The organism is Candidatus Nitrosacidococcus sp. I8 (assembly GCF_945836005.1).
Classification (GTDB): Bacteria; Pseudomonadota; Gammaproteobacteria; order Nitrosococcales; family Nitrosococcaceae; genus Nitrosacidococcus.
On record NZ_OX241534.1, the window covers coordinates 846,471 to 862,301 of the forward strand.

Here is a 15,831-nt window from a genome sequence, read left to right on the forward strand (position 1 = left end):
TTAGAGGTTTGTGCTAAGTCTGCTCGAATAATTCTTCCAGCTTACTTACCTTTTCAAATCGCAACCCCTTATCTAGGGCTAAAAAATGGGCTTTTCCGCATTTAATCTTATCTATTTCTGATTGCCGTAGATCTTCAGCAAAAAGACTTCCTTTAGTTTCTACCACAAAATAGAGTTTTTCTTGATCAGCGATGTTTAAAAAAATTGCCCAATCAGGATTGTAGCTACCAAGTGAAGTATCAATTTTAAACCAGCTAGGAAGCTTAGCATATAGTTTCACCGCTTCATTTTTTTCTAAATCTTGGGCAAAGGCTGATTCAACACTTGAATCGTAGACAACATGGCTATAAATTCCTTTTTTTACTTCAAGCATATTTTGCTCAAGATAACCTTTTAACTCTTCTTCCATAAAAAGCTGCTGCTCATAGCAAGCACTTTCTCCAATTTTCTCGTATTTAATCCCATCTACTAACCCATGGGCTTTTTTCCGCTGAATAATGTGCAAAATATTTTCAGTAAATTTCTGAGGATTTTTCTTAAAATCAGCTAATTTTTCACTTTTAATTAAAATATTGACTAAGGTTTTACGGGTTAGCTGAGTTTCATTTTGCAAATAACTTAATATATCAGGTAGATTTTCGTATTGAATATCATAGGTTTGTAGATCCTCTCTAATTCCTTTACCATGGACACCGCTACGTTTTATTTCAATTTCACTTAGCTGAGTAGTGAGTTTAGGCTTACTGATTACCCTCTGTTGTAGCTCGGTTGCACAATCTATAATCAGCTTACTGAGATCAAAATCCACTTGGTAAGTCGTTTTATACTTAATCCGATCCCAAAGTTGAGTAAAATCCTCACCAAGAATCACCTCTTTTTTAGGTGTAGCGGTAAAGTATTTGCGAGCATCTTTAATTTCTAATCCGCCAGCAATTTTTTGCAGTAGGGTAGTGATCTCGGGGGCAAATTTTTGTAAATCCTCAGGTAACTCATGGCACAAAGTATTGTCCCTTAACCTTATTTTTAAAGAATCTTGGATTTTACCCTCAGCATTAATTAATCCTTTCTTTTTAAAGTGATCCCATAGTTGTTCAGAGCGTTCTGTGCCTAAGTAATCAATTTCCTCTCCATCAGCACTGATTGCTAGATTGGCAAAAGTATGAGACTCTATTATCCCAAATTTAATACTGCCTTCTTCTTCAATTTCCTTTTGAAGTTGCTCAGCAAACGATTCATAGGACTCATTGGCAATCACGGTCAGGGTATTAATATTAAAATTATTATCTGATACCCTTAAACCACTCTGATCTACTGCTAACCGTAGCCCACGACCAATTTCTTGGCGTTTTTTGATGGTGGAGCCCGTTTCATTTAAGGTGCAGATTTGAAATACATTAGGATTATCCCATCCTTCTCGTAGAGCGGAATGGGAGAAAATAAACCGCAAAGGTTCTTCCATACTCAATAGCCGTTCCTTATCTTTCATGATTAAGTCATATGCTGATTCGTCGTCCTGAGTATTCCCTTTGGTATCTTTTGCTTTCTTTTTTTTATCGATAGCAAAATAACCATCATGGATTTGGTTTATAGCTATTTCTTTAAATAAGGATTGATATTTAAGGTGCTGGCTTATTTTTAAATATTCTTCCTCAAATATTTTCCCATAGCTCCCTAAGCAAAGATTACCTGCTGGATCATAAGCACGGTAATTGACAACTTTATCAATAAAAAATAGGGACAGTACTTTAATACCTTTAGGATTAAGCTGTAATTCCCGATCCAGATGGGTTTCGATAGTACTGCGAATTTGTAGTCGCTTTAAAGCTAAATCATCACTACTGCCAATACTTTGACCTAAGGTGATTATCTCTGGTTTTGAGGTAAAATCAATCCATTCATCGCCGGGCTGTACGTTTATATCTTTAATAATATAGCCTTCATATAAATCTCGTTTGGTCAGTTCATATAAATCAGCACCTTGTTTGAGCCACTTTTTGTCTCGCTTTACTTTTCCTGTTTTTGTTGCACTATCATATTCCACTTGAGCTTCGCAAACGCCACGACTATTACGAGTATCAAGTAGCTTAATATAGGCACGATTATGATCGTCTTGAGATAACACGGACAGCACTGCAATTTGTTTTACTAACTTTTTTTGATATGCATCCACTGCATCAAGTTTATATATAGGTAAATGCTGATCCCGATGGGTAGCTGAATAACGCAGGGTAAAAAGAGGATGTAAAGAGCCAATAGCTTCTGCTGATTTTGGGGTGGTATCTACTATAATGACCACTGGATGAGTTTGAGCAATCAGATCAATGGGTTTTAATCCCTCTAACCGATCATGAGTACGGTGAATAATATTAGCTTTCGTTTCTTCTTGGCTAGGATCGGTAAAGCTTTTACGAAAAGCATCAATATTAATCACCATGATTTGAATATGGCTAGATTCGGCAAAATTACGAACTTGCTCTAAATTACCTGAGTCATAAATAAAAGCATCACAGCGAGTTTCTTTATAAAGGCTTATGAAATGCTCCCGAGTTATTTCAATGGTTTTCTTTACTCCCTCCTTAATCGCAATAGAAGGCACCACAATAATAAACTTGGTCATGCCATAGGTGGCATATAATTCGTAAATAGTCCGTAAATATACATAGGTTTTACCGGTACCTGTTTCCATTTCAACGGTATAGTGGAGGCTATTTTTATTGAGATTTTCAGTGGGCTTTAATCCATATTTTTGTTGGGCTTGCTGTAAGCTAGCTAATAATTCATCTGCTGTTAAAGTGAGGCGATTTGCCAAACCTTGAGAACTAAAATCAAATCTTTGCCTACCAAAAGAGTCATAAGTAGATGCTTGAGGCATGGTAAAAGAAGAAGTGCAACGCTCCATTCCTTTAAATAAATCAATCACCGCTTCCCAAGCGGCTTTTTAATGGGGAAGATTTTGATCAAATTGCAGTTTCATGAATTATGAGGAAGAATAAAATTAATTACCCTTAAAGTAACTAGGCACTAACTGTTTATTTTCAATGAATACAAGATTTAATGCCTTCAGTTTAGCAATGTCTCGCTGTTTTGTTTTATCGGATAACTTATCATAGAGGGCAATAAACCAAGGCATTTGCTTTAATTGGGTTAGGGTTAATAATTTTTCGTGATTATGTATTCCATTCATAATGGCATATTGACGATTGTTTATCTTTTTCTCATCTCTAAGATTTTTTAATTTTGCTTCAAATAATAAGATTTTAGTAAATCGATCGACACGATCGTATAAATGATGAATAGTTTCAAGCATTCCAGCCAAAAAGAAGTCTACAAAAGGCTGATTAGGAAAATCATATTTTTTTCTGCATTTTTACGGCATTGATTGAATAGAGCAAAGTATTGATGAATGTTATTTAGGTAATACTTAGCTTGAGCAAAAGGTGCATAGCGAAATCCATCTGCATACAAAATCCCTGCCTCGAGTACTCTCCCGACTCGACCATTACCATCACAAAATGGATGAATCAGCTCAAAATAAAAATGCACTAAAGGAGCACGAATCAGTGCCGGTATCCCTACTTTAGCTAGATCCTGATTCCAATTTAGTAATGCTAAGAGTAGTAATTCAATATCCTTACCTAGTCGAGGTGGTTTATAAATACCACCATGATCAGAATTACCTACTCGAGTCACTATCTCTTTTGGGTTATTACGTAACTGACCGGGTATATTTTTAGGATTCTCAGTCTCTAATTCATAGGCAATTAATTTATGAATATGGCGTACTTCTTCAAATTTTGGTTGCCAATCTATTTTAGATGCTCTTTCCTTGATAAAATCATAGGCATCTTTAATATTCATAATCCGGCGTTGATGGATAGTTTGAATTTCCTTTGGTGATAAGGTAAGCGTCTGTTGGGTTTCCTCTTCGCTTAAGGTTCCCCCCTCAATACTATCTATTGGTGCCAAAAATAGAAGATACGATAACTTCCTTTTCTAACTCATTTGCAAAATTTGCCAAGGGAGAGGATTTAAAGCGTGTTTGTACATCTTCTACCCGTTGTAATGGTAGTTTAATTTCATCACTTGCTAATCCTAGTTGAAATTTAAATACGCCTGATCTTAAGGTTTCAACCCGTTTTTCATGATTTTCGTCTAATAAAATGTCCACTTAAAATAGTAATTAATATGTAGAATAATTAAAGTAGGGAGGTAATCAGAAAAAGTAGGCTTTTATTAAAAACTATTTTTTATTCTGCTGTTTGATTATATTTTGCTTGTTTTTTTAATTCAGCTGCAGAAATCTCTATAATTTTCCCCTCTTGCTCAATCACAATCCCAGTATTGGTCCTAATGGCTTCTTCTCGAGCAAGTTGGGCAGCACATTGTAGGGCAAAATGAATTTCTTGCTCAAAACTATCTTGAAAAACTGCTTGTTCTTCAGTGATCATGAGTTTTTTCCTCGTTCAAGCATCATTGTTTTATGACCTGAATTATCATACAAAAACCACTCATTTACCGCATTCTTATAATACGTATTAAACAAAATTAGACCTGCTTTAAATCTTCTTTTAATAACAGGGATAGGAATATCATGCCCCCCTTGAGTGGTGCGTTTGGCTACTCGCTCAATTGCAATTTGTACGTTATTGAGGGATAAAAATAATAAACTCACTCGATAACCTGCACTACGCCAGCGTTGAATATATTTTAAATAGCCTTTTCCTGATAAGGTCGTTTCTATGGCAAAGCTTTCATGACGCTGAAAGCAGAGGGCTATTTCCTCTAACATAATTTTACCTGCTCGAACGGATACTAATTCAGGTGCAAAGGGGGATAAACCAGCGGCAATACAGTCTGCGTTAATAAAGCGGATAGCATTCTTGTAAGGAGCTAAAAAAGTACGGGCAAAGGTGGTTTTTCCTGCTCCATTAGGACCTGCAATTATAATGACTCGCTTGGTTGCCAGCCAATGGGGATGCTCCATAAAGATAGGTTAAATACTGAGCACTTCTTCAATTCCGGCTTGTTTGAGTCGTTGGATACTATTGAGCTTAACCACATCATTAGCAAAGCTATGATCACGAAATACCGCCCGTAAAATGGGATTATCAGGAGTAGCTAACCCAATAATGGCTTGTATCGTTTCTAAATTAATATGAAGATCAAAGCAGGCAATCAGGCTATTGTGTGCCACATTGAATGCTTGATGTTGTCCTACTGAAATGGTTTCAATGGGTAAGGTGAGGGGCAAACCATATTTAAGTAATACTTCATAGAGTAAATCTAATGGGTTGCGATCCGGCAGGATATTATCTACCGCATCTAGTAAACTCAGTTCTAATTGCTTTGAATCTGGCTGCCATTTTTTAATGTTAGAGGTATCTAGTTTGAGGACTTTAAAACCAACATCAATGTTCGCTTCTGGATGCTCTTGTTTAATCTTTTCAGTGGCTCGGCGAATCCGTTCTTTGCCAATCTCCGCAATAGTTTTATAACCTGCTTTTTTAGCTTTAGATTCTGCATTGAGCTGCATTACTGCATGGGCAGTGGTGGCAGATCCGGAGAAGAAATCGAGGATGGTAGATTGTTGTGGCGTAAAGTGAAAGATTAGTTTTTGAATTAATTCTTTAGGTTTAACAGTTTCAAATGCTATTTCACTATCTAATAAAGTATCTAATTCAGCACGCCCACTTTCGCTAGTTCCAACATTAGAAAAATGAGACCAAAGCGGTGCATATTTCTCATTAACCTCATTGCTTTTAAATAGTTTTCTATAAGCTTTTTTATCTTTAATTATTAGTTCATTATTTGCAATTAACTCTTGGCTTGTTTGATTACTTATAGTCCATCTATAACCATCTTTTAGAGTAGCTTTTGGAATTTCATACACCATTGCTAGTGTTCGTTTCACGCCAATATTTTTTCGTTGCTGAATCTCCTCTAATCTATATTTACCTTTAGTTAAATCACTATATGGATATTTTTTCTCTGCTATTTTTTCTAAATTAAATGGAAAATGTTCTCTCATAGCTATTTTTCCATATACAAGAACATATTCTAAGCAGTTCTGTATTTTGAATTTGGCATCACCCGAATTCATTGCTTTTGTTGTAGCAATCCATTCTATATGTGCATAAAAATTCCCCTCTCCAAAAATCTCATCACAGATTTTCCGCAGATTATGGGCTTCATGATCGTCAATGGAAATAAAAATCATCCCATCTTCTCGTAATAAATTACGAGCTAGCTTTAACCGAGGGTACATCATATTGAGCCAGTTGGAATGGTAACGACCAGAGGTTTCTGTATTGGTGGTTAAGGGATTACCTGCTTCATCTTTTTGTCCGGTTAATCGTTGGTAATTGGCAATTGGCAATTGGCAAGGTTATCCTTGAAATTATCCTGATAAATAAAATCTTTGCCTGTGTTATAGGGAGGATCAATATAAATCATTTTCACTTTGCCAAAGTAGCTTTTTTGCAACAGCTTGAGCACTTCCAAGTTATCCCCTTCAATATAGAGATTCTCTGTAGAATCCCAATTGACTGATTCTTCTTTGGCAGGGCGGAGGGTACCTAAGCTAGGCGTGGTAGCAATTCGCTTGGCAGCTTCTTTTCTTGCCTAAGTGAATTGCTACCGTTCATTTTCTGTTTCTATTGTTTCGCCCAATTCTGCCTTAAGTGCTTCAAAATCAATTTTTCCTTCTCGAAAAACACTGGGGAACAATGCTTTTAACTGTTCAATGTGATACTGAGTTAAATCCATAGACTTTTTAGAAATGGGCGTGGTTTGATCGGTCATGGTAGTTTCTCTTTTTGTTTTTTTATCTAAATGTTGTTAGCTGTTTCTTTAATTTCTGTAGTTCTATATTTAATGCTACTTTCTGGTTAAATTGAGCACAGGCATTTCTCTGTTTTTCTAACATATAGATACGTTGTTTTAAAGTAGTAATTTCCTTTAGCTTATTCTGTTGATCTGTAGTATCAGAGGCATTTATTTCTGTAGGTAAAGCGGTTCTTCACCTATCTCATAGGCAAGCCGCTTGGCTAAGGGCTGATCATTAGTGGCTAGCAGGAGGCGAGTATGGTTTTTTTCTAAGTGTTTTTGTAATGTAGCAAATCCATGTAAGCTGAATTAAAGTAAGTCATCATTTATTGTTTTTATAGGTAAGAGAATATGGGATAGTGTATAACATAAGAAATTTCTTCTATAAATGCGCTTGCCCTAATTTAGATTTCTCTATAACAATTATTATTTTCCATGCTTAGTTACTTACACTCATTTCATGCAGGTAATCGTGCCGATTTACATAAACATGGAATGGTTTATTGGCTGCTACAACAACTACTAAAAAAAGATAAGCCTTTTACTTATCTTGATTTTTATGCAGGTCGTGGATTTTATGATTTGACTACAGCAGATTCCCTAAAAACCATGGAAGCCAAAGAGGGAGTAAAGCAAGTGATTGATCAACCTTGGCTCGATGAGTTACAAGGCTGGCGAGATTTACTGAAAACACTTAATCCTGCAGGGGGAGTACGCTACTATCCCGGATCACCTTGGCTTGCCAGCCAATATTTAAGGTCAGAGGATAAAGGACAGTTCTGTGAGTTACATCCTACAGAGTATCAAGGGTTGAAAAGAAATTTTGCTTTTAAACTTAATCTCCATACTCATCAAAGAAATGCCCATGAAGCATTGCTTGGACTTCTGCCTCCTAGCCCGAAACGAGGGCTCGCATTTATTGATCCTAGCTATGAAGTAAAAGAAGAGTGTCGTACATTAGCAGATCTTATTACTAAATCTTATGAAAGATGGCCTGTCGGTCGTTATATGCTATGGTATCCGCTGTTAGTTAAGATTGACTATCATCAAGCCATGTTAAAGAAACTCGCAAAGTTACCTCATTGGTGTCAAAGTGAATGGCAGTGGGCAAATCCTAATGATGCCACTGGGCTTTATGGTAGTGGTATCTTGTTGATTAATCCCCCATGGGATATATCTGCTTTTTGCCACGCATGGCACGATCAATTAAAGCGTTGGTTTCCTCCTCATAGCCAAACTCGATTTAGAGAACAAAATCCTTAAGCTTATTTTGATAATCAATCTAGAGAATTGCTTACTTATTTTGAATCATTATAAAAGTATCTTTAATACCTACTCGCAGAAATTAGTATTTATTCAAAAGTATAAAGTATAGGGAAAGTTTTATCTAACTTTCCCTATGATAAATAAAAAACTGCTATTTCTGATGTCTGTAAAGGTATTTATTTTATTTATTAGAAGAACAAATAGATATTCTGCTAGCAGTAGCAGCAGCAAGTAAGGCTGATATTGCGGCTATAGATTTGGGTCCTGAATAAGTAAAAGAAAATTTAGTCTTACCTAAAATATTGGAGATTCTAAATTTGGTTCCGGCCACAAGTACAATAGCACCTATACCTACACCTCCTAAAATATTCTTAACAATCATTGTCCCAGTGATTTTATTATCTCCTTTTAAAGCAGAATTTTCTGAATCAATGTTAACGGTAGCACTTTCTAAGATATTATCGAAACACTCTTCTTCTGTCCCACCATTAAATGTTTTTAATAGATTATGATCACTACTCGTACCAGTGATCTTTATAAACTCTTCGTGTGCTCGGCACATCGCTAAATGGCTCTGGTAGAGATAAAAGAGTTGATTATTTTTAGCAGCTAATGCGAGATCAGGTTTACCTGGGTGAACGCTCCAACTACCGTCATTTTTTAAGATTACAGTAGCTTCTCTAGTAGATCCAGAGCTAAAATCTTTAGTAGTGACTTTCTGGCTATTACTAGATACATTAGTCCAATCAGCCAAAACATTTTCACCAAAATTACCAGTGGCTATATAGAACTCAAGTTTTGGCACTAAGGTTCTAGTTTCGTTTGGTTCTGGAGACCAAGTCATACCGGCAAATCCAGATGAAGTTTTAATCCCAAAACTTTGACTACCATACCACCCATCTGCCTCATACTTATCCTTTTCGTAAGACAAAGTACTTATGCCTACAGAATTTTTTTCGTTAGTGCTACCTGACTTGACTAAATCTGGTCCTCTATTAGGAGCATAGTATGTTGCTTGCCATTGTTCCCCTAACTCAATATTTCTAGGGGTTGATGAATCTATTCTAGTATTTAAGGCAACTGCTTTATTTGATGCACCAACCTCAAAACTATATTGGACAGGGATTGTAAAAGAATTTGTCGAATCTCCACTATTGCCTCTAATCGTCATCTGTGTGTTGCTGTTAGCATAAACCCTATTATCCCCTTCTAACTGCTCCGGGGGAGCTAGAAATAAAAAAAAGTCTTTTTCTACAGAACGATTATTTACAAGATATATTTTATATTCATCTGCCATAATTATATTCTCTAATATTTCAAAGTAAGATGATTTACATATTAAAAACAAATATGCATAGAGATATTCTATATCTATATAAGTTATTGTCAATTAATTATTTGATATATATAGATTTTTATTTATATAATCATCACATAAATCTTTAACCAAGCATGTTTGGCAATGAGGTTTTCGAGCGATACAAGTATAGCGACCATGAAGTAATAGCCAGTGATGAGCATAATATTTAAATTCATCTGGAATTACTTGTACTAAAATATCTTCCACTTCTCGAGGGGTTTTACCGGGGGCTAACCCTAGGCGATTGGAAACTCTAAAAATATGGGTATCTACCGCAATAATGGGTTCTTTAAAGACGGTATTTAAAATTACATTTGCGGTTTTACGACCTACCCCTGATAGGGCTTCTAATTCTTTTCTATTGTTAGGGATTTCCCCTTGATGCTGATCTAAGAGGATTTGGCAGGTTTGTAAGATATTTCTAGTTTTATTGTGATAAAGATTAATGGTTTTTGTGTACTCTTTTAATCCTTCTTCCCCTAAATCAAGAAGGGCTTGAGGAGTATTGGCTACAGGAAAAAGTAGGGCAGTAGCTTTATTCACTCCTTTATCAGTAGCTTGGGCTGATAGGATCACTGCCACTAACAGTTCAAAAGGGGTTTGATAGTTTAGCTCTGTAGTAGGTTCTGGATTTGCAGCTTGAAATTGAGAAAATAGATGATGGATTTCTGCAGAGGTTTTCATATTCTATCTCTATGAAACCCGATCTACAGAGGTTTGGATAGTTTGAGGTATGTTAGATGGACTTTGAGCTTTTAATTTTCTTTGAACAATCCAATGATCCACGCTATTTTTTAATGCAACTAATAGTCCTAGCCCAATAAATGCTCCAGGTGGAAGGGCAGCTAGCAAGAACCCTCCATAATCCTTGGCAAGGGTAATTTTTAACTGGGTAGTCGCTGATCCAAAAAGTAGTTGAGCATCTGCAAAGAGAGTACCTTGGCTCACAATTTCCCGTAATCCACCAAGAAGCACTAAAACTAAAGTAAATCCTAACCCCATAGTGATTCCATCTATGAGAGCAAAACCTACCTTTTGCTTAGAAGCAAAGGATTCTGCCCGGCCAATAATGGCACAGTTCGTTACAATTAATGGAATAAATATTCCTAAAATTCGATGTAACTCTGGAAAATAAGCATGCATGATCAGCTCTACTATGGTAACTACTGATGCAATAATCAGCACAAAAATAGGGAGTCTAATTTCATTAGGAATCCAATGGCGTAGGACAGAAATTAAAAGATTAGAAACGATCAAGGTAAATAGGGTGGCTAGCCCTAATCCTAAACTATTGACCACCGTAGCGGATACTGCTAGCAGAGGGCATAAACCAAGAAGTTGTTTTAAAGCCACATTACTACTCCATAGCCCTTCTTGGCTAATTTGACAACACTGGCGAATGGGAAATGGCATTATTCCTCCAAAGGGGTAGTAAAAATATCTTGTTGGTGTAAGTCAAAATACTCAAGACAGCGATACACTGCTTGAACAATTGCTCTTGGGGTAATGGTGGCCCCAGTGAATTGATCAAAATCTCCTCCGTCTTTTTTCACTGCCCAACGATCTGGACTAGGATAGCTAAAGGAGTGATTATTAAAGCTTAAAACCCAAGGTGATTTTTCTAGTTCAATTTTATCCCCTAAACCAGGGGTTTCATGATGATCTATCACTCTTACTCCAGTTATCATCCCTTGATGATTGATACCTACTAATAGTCGAATAGCTCCATTATAGCCATTGGGGGCAATGGGGGTAAAAACAGCAGCAATAGGCAGGTTGTCTTGACGGGCACGGTAAACAGTCACAAGTTGTTTAGATCCCAATAATTCCGGATCAAACACTTGAATTTTATCTTCTAAAATCGAATTATTATAGGAATATGGAGCAAGCACCGATTCAATTTGCTGTTGGAGCATGGCTTGATCATTAGCCGCAATTTTTTCTTGAGTTAGTAGGGAAGTCATAGCAATAAGACTGACTCCAATAGCAGTAAATAGGCTAAGTATAACCCCAGTACGTAGCATATTATTTATGACCGAAAGCTCGAGGCTGGGTATATTGATCAATAATGGGCACAGTCATATTCATTAGTAATACCGCAAAGGCAATACCGTCTGGATAACCACCCCAAGTACGAATTATATAAGTAAGACACCCAATCCCTATGCCATAAATTAATCGGCCTTTAGGGGAAGCAGGGCCTGTTACTGGATCAGTGGCAATAAAAAAAGCACCAAGCAACGTGCCACCATTCATTACATGAAACAGTACGGTAGGATAATGATCAGGAGTCAAGAAATGGATAACTGCACTAAATAAAGTTAAACTGGCAATAAATCCAGCAGGAATCTGCCAATAAATTACTTTTTTATAAAGTAACCATAGTCCACCTAAAAGAAAGCTTAAATTTAATTGCCACCAGCCTTCGCTTGACTCTTGAATTTCTGAGAGTATTTTTCCCTGATTTAATTGGGTTTTGGTTTGATCTAAAATCGTGGCACTAGAAAAAGAATCAACCCCCAGATTTTGGTGAGTTATTCCATAGAATACTAAGTTTAAGCTTTCGTGAAAATTTAATTCTTGATGAGGAAGCAACCATTGAGTCATTTCTAAAGGGAAAGAAATCAACAATAATACGTAACCTACCATGGCTGGATTAAAAGGATTGTAGCCTAATCCCCCATAGAGATGCTTAGCAAAGATAAGGGCAAAGCTAGTGCCAATGAGAGGCAGCCACCAAGGGACTAGAGGAGGAAGAGAAAAAGCTAATAAAACACTGGTGACTAAGGCACTGCCATCTAATAGAAAATTGCTTAAAGGCTGTTTTCTGACGAGCAACATTAGCCCTTCAACCATTAATCCAGTAACACCGGCTAAAATGATATTAATGAGGATTCCATAGCCGAAATACCATACATAGACAAGGAGTGCAGGAAGTAATCCATAAATGACTTGATACATTATTTGAGAGACACGGCTACCCCCATAGATATAGGGAGCAGGGTTTTTAGAGAATCTCATAACAGAATAAATTAAGAGGAGTCTTTTTTCTTAGCTTTTGCCCGTGCAATGGCAGCTTGAATCGCCGCTTTTTTATCTTCCGTTGAAGTGGCTATTTTTTTAGCTTGTTGTCGTGTTTGCCATTCTTGTTGCTCTCGATCTAATCGCTGTTGGCGAAATTCGTATCGTTCTTTTGCCTTATCAGCAGTTGCCTTTTCTTGTACTTGTAAATACACCTCACTTTTTGCTTGGCGGTAATATTGAACAAGAGGAATATGGCTAGGACAGACATAGGCACAGTTACCACATTCAATGCAGTCAAATAGATGGTGCTCTTGAGCTTTAGTTAAATCTTTAGCTTTAACGTACCAATAAAGTTGTTGCGGAAGAAGCTGAGATGGGCAGACCTCTACACAGGCACCACAGCGAATACAGGGTAATTCGGGTAGTTGTTTTTGTTCAGGAATTCCAACAATGATACATTGGGTGGTTTTAGTAATAGGCAAATCAATATCATCAATAATAAATCCCATCATAGGACCGCCAATAATTAAACGATTAGCTTGAGTTAAATCTACATTAACCTGATTTAATACCTGAGAAATAGGGGTGCCTATCAATACCTCCATATTTTGTGGCTGATCAATCCCAATACCTGTAACGGTAACGATTCTGGAGATCAGCGGTTTTCCCTTGTAGATAGCTTGATATACGGCTGCAGCCGTACTCACATTATGGCAAATGACCCCTATATCTTGAGGTAACTTACCACTTGGTACTTCTTTACCTGTTAGGGTTTTAATAAGCTGTTTTTCTCCTCCAACAGGATAATAGCTGGGTACTTTAATAATTTTAATTTCAGGAGGAACTGTTGCTTTTAAAGCATGGTGGGCTTCAGGCTTATTATCTTCTATTCCTATGATGCACTGTTGTGCTTTAAGAATATAAGCCATAATGTTAAGTCCTTCAAGAATTTCACTCGCTCGCTCTTGCATCAGAGCATCATCACAACAAATATAAGGCTCGCATTCTGCTCCGTTCAAAATAAGAGTATTTACTGGTATGTTTAAAGCAAGTTTCCTATGGGTAGGAAATCCAGCCCCTCCTAGTCCAGAAATACCTGCTTGTTCAATTAGTTGGAGTAATTTTTCTGGACTCTGTTGATAAGAATCTTCAGTTTGCTGAATATCTATCCACTTTTCCTCCCCATCAGTTTCGATTTGAATACAAGGAACATGAATTCCTGCCTGATGGGGAATAGGAAAGGGCTTAATGTTTACTATTTTTCCTGAGCTAGAAGCATGAACAGATACCCCATCTTTGCCTTGGGGTTGAGCAATAATTTGCCCTTTCAGTACAGATTCACCAACAGACACTACAGGATCAGCAGGTTGGTTTTTATATTGAGATAAAGAAATAGTTAAATACTGAGGTAGCGTGGATTGAATAATAGGTACTTTAGCGGTTTCTTCTTTAAAGCTGGGCAGTTTGATTCCACCAAAAAATGACCAAAGAGAAGATATTGTCATGAAAATTAAATAGTTCTAGGAATATCTTGGCGATTATTTTCTAAAGAAATCATTTCAATGCAATCTACCGGACAAGGGGTAACACAGAGCTCACAGCCCGTACATTCCTCTGGTATCACTACATGAAGATATCTAGGGGCACCAATAATGGCATCTACTGGGCAAGCTTGAATACATAAGGTACAGCCAATACATTGATTAGGGTTAATTACTGCTAAGGATTTAGGCTTTTGTACTAAATTTGAGTCTAAGGGGTTAACTTCTCGATCAAGTAATTGGGCTAAGGCTTTAATCGTAGTTTCTCCCCCGGGGGGGCAAAGATTAATCTCCGCTTCTCCTTGGGCAATCGCTTGGGCATAGGGGCGACATCCGGGATAACCGCATTGGGCACATTGGGTTTGAGGTAGCAATGCTTCAATTTTGGTAACTATGGAATCTTCTTTTGGTGCAAGGCGAGTGTGGGCATAACCTAGTACCAGACCACAAAAAAGAGCTAACAGGGATAGAGCAAAGATCCCAAGGAGCATTACCCTTTTACTAAACCAGTAAATCCCATAAATACCATAGACATGATCCCTGCTGTAATTAAACCAATGGGAGATCCTTGAAAAGGACGAGGTACTAGTCCTGCCGCAATTCTTTCTCGCATAGCTGTAAAGAGAATAAGCACTAAGGAAAATCCTATGGCTGCCCCAAAACCATAAACTCCGGATTCTACTAATCCATGACTTTCTTGCACATTGAGTAAGGCAACCCCTAAGACAGCGCAATTGGTGGTAATTAAGGGTAAAAAGATACCAAGAGTTCGATACAGTAGAGGACTGATTCTTCTTAATAGAATTTCAGTAAATTGCACCACAAAAGCAATGACAAAAATAAAAGTAAGGGTGCGTAAATACTCAATTTTTAAAGGTTGTAGTAGGTAGGTATCAATTAGGTAACTGCTCATAGCAGATAGGGTTAACACAAAAGTGGTAGCTAGCCCCATCCCTAGGGCGGTTTCTAGTTTTCGAGATACCCCCATAAAAGGGCATAACCCTAAAAATCTACTCAATACAAAATTATTAACAAAAATAGTACTGATTAAAATAAAACCATAGGAGTGATCCATCATTTTTTTACATTTATATATTCTTTTTGAAAATAAAGAATATCTGAGAGTTGAGCCACCATGGTAGTTGTGGGAATGGGGAATAATGCATAGATTCAATTTGGTATTGCCTGCTAATATATTTTTTTAATTCTCTGAAATCAAACCCTTTATGAGTAGGTTTTGGATTTGAAGGTCTATCAATAGTAAGACCGAATAATGATTTCAAAAATTCAAAAAAACTATACTCAAATTTTCTAAACAAAAATATTCGATTTAGTACTTTAGGTAAAAGTGATAATCCATACATGATAGGTACTGAAATTATTAAGATACCATTATCTTGAAGCACTCTATTTGATTCTTTAATAAAGCTCTCTAGCTCATATGAATAGAGGTGTTCGCAAACTTCAAATGCAGTAACTATGTTTTGGCTTTTATTGGATAATTCATCAAATGTACTAATAAACGTTATTCCACCTAGCTTACTCTCCCTAAGTTTCATGTATGGTTCAATAGCATAGCAATTAAGATCAGGATATTTTTTATATAGTAACTTTAAAAAATATCCTGTACCTGCACCAAAATCAGTAATATTTCCTAAGAGCTTGGAGCTTGGAGCTTGGAGCTTGGAGCTTGGAGCTTGGAGCGTATTTTAAAGTAAGCTGTAAGGAATTTTTAATTCGCATACGATGGGTAAACCTAGCAATTAAATTAGGACTATCTATAGTTTGCTTGTTGTAAGGAACTGTCTTATTCAT

The 15,831-nt window shown here is 36.8% G+C and carries 20 protein-coding genes; 1 reads left to right on the plus strand and 19 read right to left on the minus strand.

The features are described 5' to 3' along the window. Positions 1-13: 13 nt before the first annotated feature. The 9 genes from OOL07_RS04195 to OOL07_RS09255 form a co-directional block, all read right to left on the minus strand. Positions 14-2,920, minus strand: coding sequence for a type III restriction-modification system endonuclease (locus OOL07_RS04195; protein WP_264695171.1), 2,907 nt, complete (start codon positions 2,918-2,920; stop codon positions 14-16). A 75-nt stretch (positions 2,921-2,995) separates the two neighbouring features. Further along, positions 2,996-3,316, minus strand: a complete 321-nt coding sequence (locus tag OOL07_RS04200; protein WP_264695173.1) for a hypothetical protein — start codon at positions 3,314-3,316, stop codon at positions 2,996-2,998. Between the two features lie 8 nt (positions 3,317-3,324). Then, the gene (locus OOL07_RS04205) at positions 3,325-3,966 is read right to left on the minus strand and encodes a Fic family protein (protein ID WP_264695174.1); all 642 of its coding nucleotides are present in this window, start codon (positions 3,964-3,966) and stop codon (positions 3,325-3,327) included. After that, the gene (locus OOL07_RS04210) at positions 3,950-4,168 is read right to left on the minus strand and encodes a hypothetical protein (protein WP_264695176.1); all 219 of its coding nucleotides are present in this window, start codon (positions 4,166-4,168) and stop codon (positions 3,950-3,952) included. The genes OOL07_RS04205 and OOL07_RS04210 overlap by 17 nt, the downstream gene beginning before the upstream one ends. Before the next feature lie 79 nt (positions 4,169-4,247). Then, positions 4,248-4,448 carry a hypothetical protein gene (locus OOL07_RS04215; RefSeq protein WP_264695177.1) on the minus strand — a complete coding sequence of 67 codons (201 nt, stop codon included), beginning with the start codon at positions 4,446-4,448 and terminating at the stop codon, positions 4,248-4,250. Continuing rightward, complete coding sequence (locus tag OOL07_RS04220; RefSeq protein WP_264695179.1) at positions 4,445-4,984, minus strand: ATPase; 540 nt, start codon at positions 4,982-4,984, stop codon at positions 4,445-4,447. Before OOL07_RS04220 ends, OOL07_RS04215 begins: the two co-directional genes overlap by 4 nt. Positions 4,985-4,993: 9 nt before the next feature. Then, positions 4,994-6,376, minus strand: coding sequence for a site-specific DNA-methyltransferase (locus OOL07_RS04225; RefSeq protein ID WP_264695182.1), 1,383 nt, complete (start codon positions 6,374-6,376; stop codon positions 4,994-4,996). A gap of 257 nt (positions 6,377-6,633) precedes the next feature. Then, entirely contained in the window at positions 6,634-6,801 is a 168-nt protein-coding gene (locus OOL07_RS04230) for a hypothetical protein (protein WP_264695185.1), read from the minus strand. Between the two features lie 22 nt (positions 6,802-6,823). Further along, a complete protein-coding gene (locus tag OOL07_RS09255) occupies positions 6,824-6,997 on the minus strand; it encodes a DUF4391 domain-containing protein (protein ID WP_413774121.1) in 174 nt (57 codons plus the stop codon). 263 nt (positions 6,998-7,260) lie between these two features. Here OOL07_RS09255 and OOL07_RS04235 point away from each other — a divergent pair, with 263 nt between their 5' ends. Further along, complete coding sequence (locus OOL07_RS04235; protein ID WP_264695187.1) at positions 7,261-8,088, plus strand: 23S rRNA (adenine(2030)-N(6))-methyltransferase RlmJ; 828 nt, start codon at positions 7,261-7,263, stop codon at positions 8,086-8,088. 184 nt (positions 8,089-8,272) lie between these two features. Here OOL07_RS04235 and OOL07_RS04240 read toward each other — a convergent pair whose 3' ends face one another. The 10 genes from OOL07_RS04240 to OOL07_RS04285 all read right to left on the minus strand — a co-directional run bounded on the left by OOL07_RS04240 (position 8,273) and on the right by OOL07_RS04285 (position 15,831). Next, on the minus strand, positions 8,273-9,388 hold the full coding sequence (locus OOL07_RS04240; protein ID WP_264695189.1) for a hypothetical protein: 1,116 nt from the start codon (positions 9,386-9,388) through the stop codon (positions 8,273-8,275). Between the two features lie 93 nt (positions 9,389-9,481). Continuing rightward, complete coding sequence (gene nth / locus OOL07_RS04245) at positions 9,482-10,135, minus strand: endonuclease III (protein ID WP_264695191.1); 654 nt, start codon at positions 10,133-10,135, stop codon at positions 9,482-9,484. Between the two features lie 9 nt (positions 10,136-10,144). After that, positions 10,145-10,864, minus strand: a complete 720-nt coding sequence (locus tag OOL07_RS04250; protein ID WP_264695193.1) for an electron transport complex subunit E — start codon at positions 10,862-10,864, stop codon at positions 10,145-10,147. Continuing rightward, a complete protein-coding gene (gene rsxG, locus OOL07_RS04255; protein WP_264695195.1) occupies positions 10,864-11,475 on the minus strand; it encodes an electron transport complex subunit RsxG in 612 nt (203 codons plus the stop codon). The genes OOL07_RS04250 and rsxG overlap by 1 nt, the downstream gene beginning before the upstream one ends. Position 11,476: 1 nt before the next feature. Beyond that, a complete protein-coding gene (locus tag OOL07_RS04260) occupies positions 11,477-12,472 on the minus strand; it encodes an RnfABCDGE type electron transport complex subunit D (protein WP_264695196.1) in 996 nt (331 codons plus the stop codon). Positions 12,473-12,483: 11 nt separating this feature from the next. Then, the gene (gene rsxC, locus OOL07_RS04265) at positions 12,484-13,980 is read right to left on the minus strand and encodes an electron transport complex subunit RsxC (RefSeq protein ID WP_264695198.1); all 1,497 of its coding nucleotides are present in this window, start codon (positions 13,978-13,980) and stop codon (positions 12,484-12,486) included. A 5-nt stretch (positions 13,981-13,985) separates the two neighbouring features. Then, complete coding sequence (rsxB, locus tag OOL07_RS04270) at positions 13,986-14,507, minus strand: electron transport complex subunit RsxB (RefSeq protein ID WP_264695201.1); 522 nt, start codon at positions 14,505-14,507, stop codon at positions 13,986-13,988. Beyond that, entirely contained in the window at positions 14,507-15,091 is a 585-nt protein-coding gene (rsxA, locus tag OOL07_RS04275) for an electron transport complex subunit RsxA (protein WP_264696335.1), read from the minus strand. Before rsxA ends, rsxB begins: the two co-directional genes overlap by 1 nt. A 13-nt stretch (positions 15,092-15,104) precedes the next feature. Further along, a complete protein-coding gene (locus OOL07_RS04280; protein WP_264696336.1) occupies positions 15,105-15,665 on the minus strand; it encodes a class I SAM-dependent methyltransferase in 561 nt (186 codons plus the stop codon). Continuing rightward, positions 15,658-15,831, minus strand: coding sequence for a hypothetical protein (locus tag OOL07_RS04285; protein WP_264695203.1), 174 nt, complete (start codon positions 15,829-15,831; stop codon positions 15,658-15,660). The genes OOL07_RS04280 and OOL07_RS04285 overlap by 8 nt, the downstream gene beginning before the upstream one ends.

Excerpts from the sequence above, each read along its gene's own strand:
- OOL07_RS04220 (WP_264695179.1), bottom strand. The coding sequence starts at position 4,984 with ATGGAGCATCCCCATTGGCTGGCAACCAAGCGAGTCATTATAATTGCA.
- OOL07_RS04235 (WP_264695187.1), top strand. The coding sequence starts at position 7,261 with ATGCTTAGTTACTTACACTCATTTCATGCAGGTAATCGTGCCGATTTA.
- rsxA (WP_264696335.1), bottom strand. The coding sequence starts at position 15,091 with ATGGATCACTCCTATGGTTTTATTTTAATCAGTACTATTTTTGTTAAT.
- rsxG (WP_264695195.1), bottom strand. The coding sequence starts at position 11,475 with ATGCTACGTACTGGGGTTATACTTAGCCTATTTACTGCTATTGGAGTC.
- OOL07_RS04260 (WP_264695196.1), bottom strand. The coding sequence starts at position 12,472 with ATGAGATTCTCTAAAAACCCTGCTCCCTATATCTATGGGGGTAGCCGT.
- OOL07_RS04230 (WP_264695185.1), bottom strand. The coding sequence starts at position 6,801 with ATGACCGATCAAACCACGCCCATTTCTAAAAAGTCTATGGATTTAACT.
- nth (WP_264695191.1), bottom strand. The coding sequence starts at position 10,135 with ATGAAAACCTCTGCAGAAATCCATCATCTATTTTCTCAATTTCAAGCT.
- OOL07_RS04215 (WP_264695177.1), bottom strand. The coding sequence starts at position 4,448 with ATGATCACTGAAGAACAAGCAGTTTTTCAAGATAGTTTTGAGCAAGAA.
- OOL07_RS04250 (WP_264695193.1), bottom strand. The coding sequence starts at position 10,864 with ATGCCATTTCCCATTCGCCAGTGTTGTCAAATTAGCCAAGAAGGGCTA.
- rsxC (WP_264695198.1), bottom strand. The coding sequence starts at position 13,980 with ATGACAATATCTTCTCTTTGGTCATTTTTTGGTGGAATCAAACTGCCC.
- rsxB (WP_264695201.1), bottom strand. The coding sequence starts at position 14,507 with ATGCTCCTTGGGATCTTTGCTCTATCCCTGTTAGCTCTTTTTTGTGGT.
- OOL07_RS04285 (WP_264695203.1), bottom strand. The coding sequence starts at position 15,831 with ATGAATAAGACAGTTCCTTACAACAAGCAAACTATAGATAGTCCTAAT.
- OOL07_RS04240 (WP_264695189.1), bottom strand. The coding sequence starts at position 9,388 with ATGGCAGATGAATATAAAATATATCTTGTAAATAATCGTTCTGTAGAA.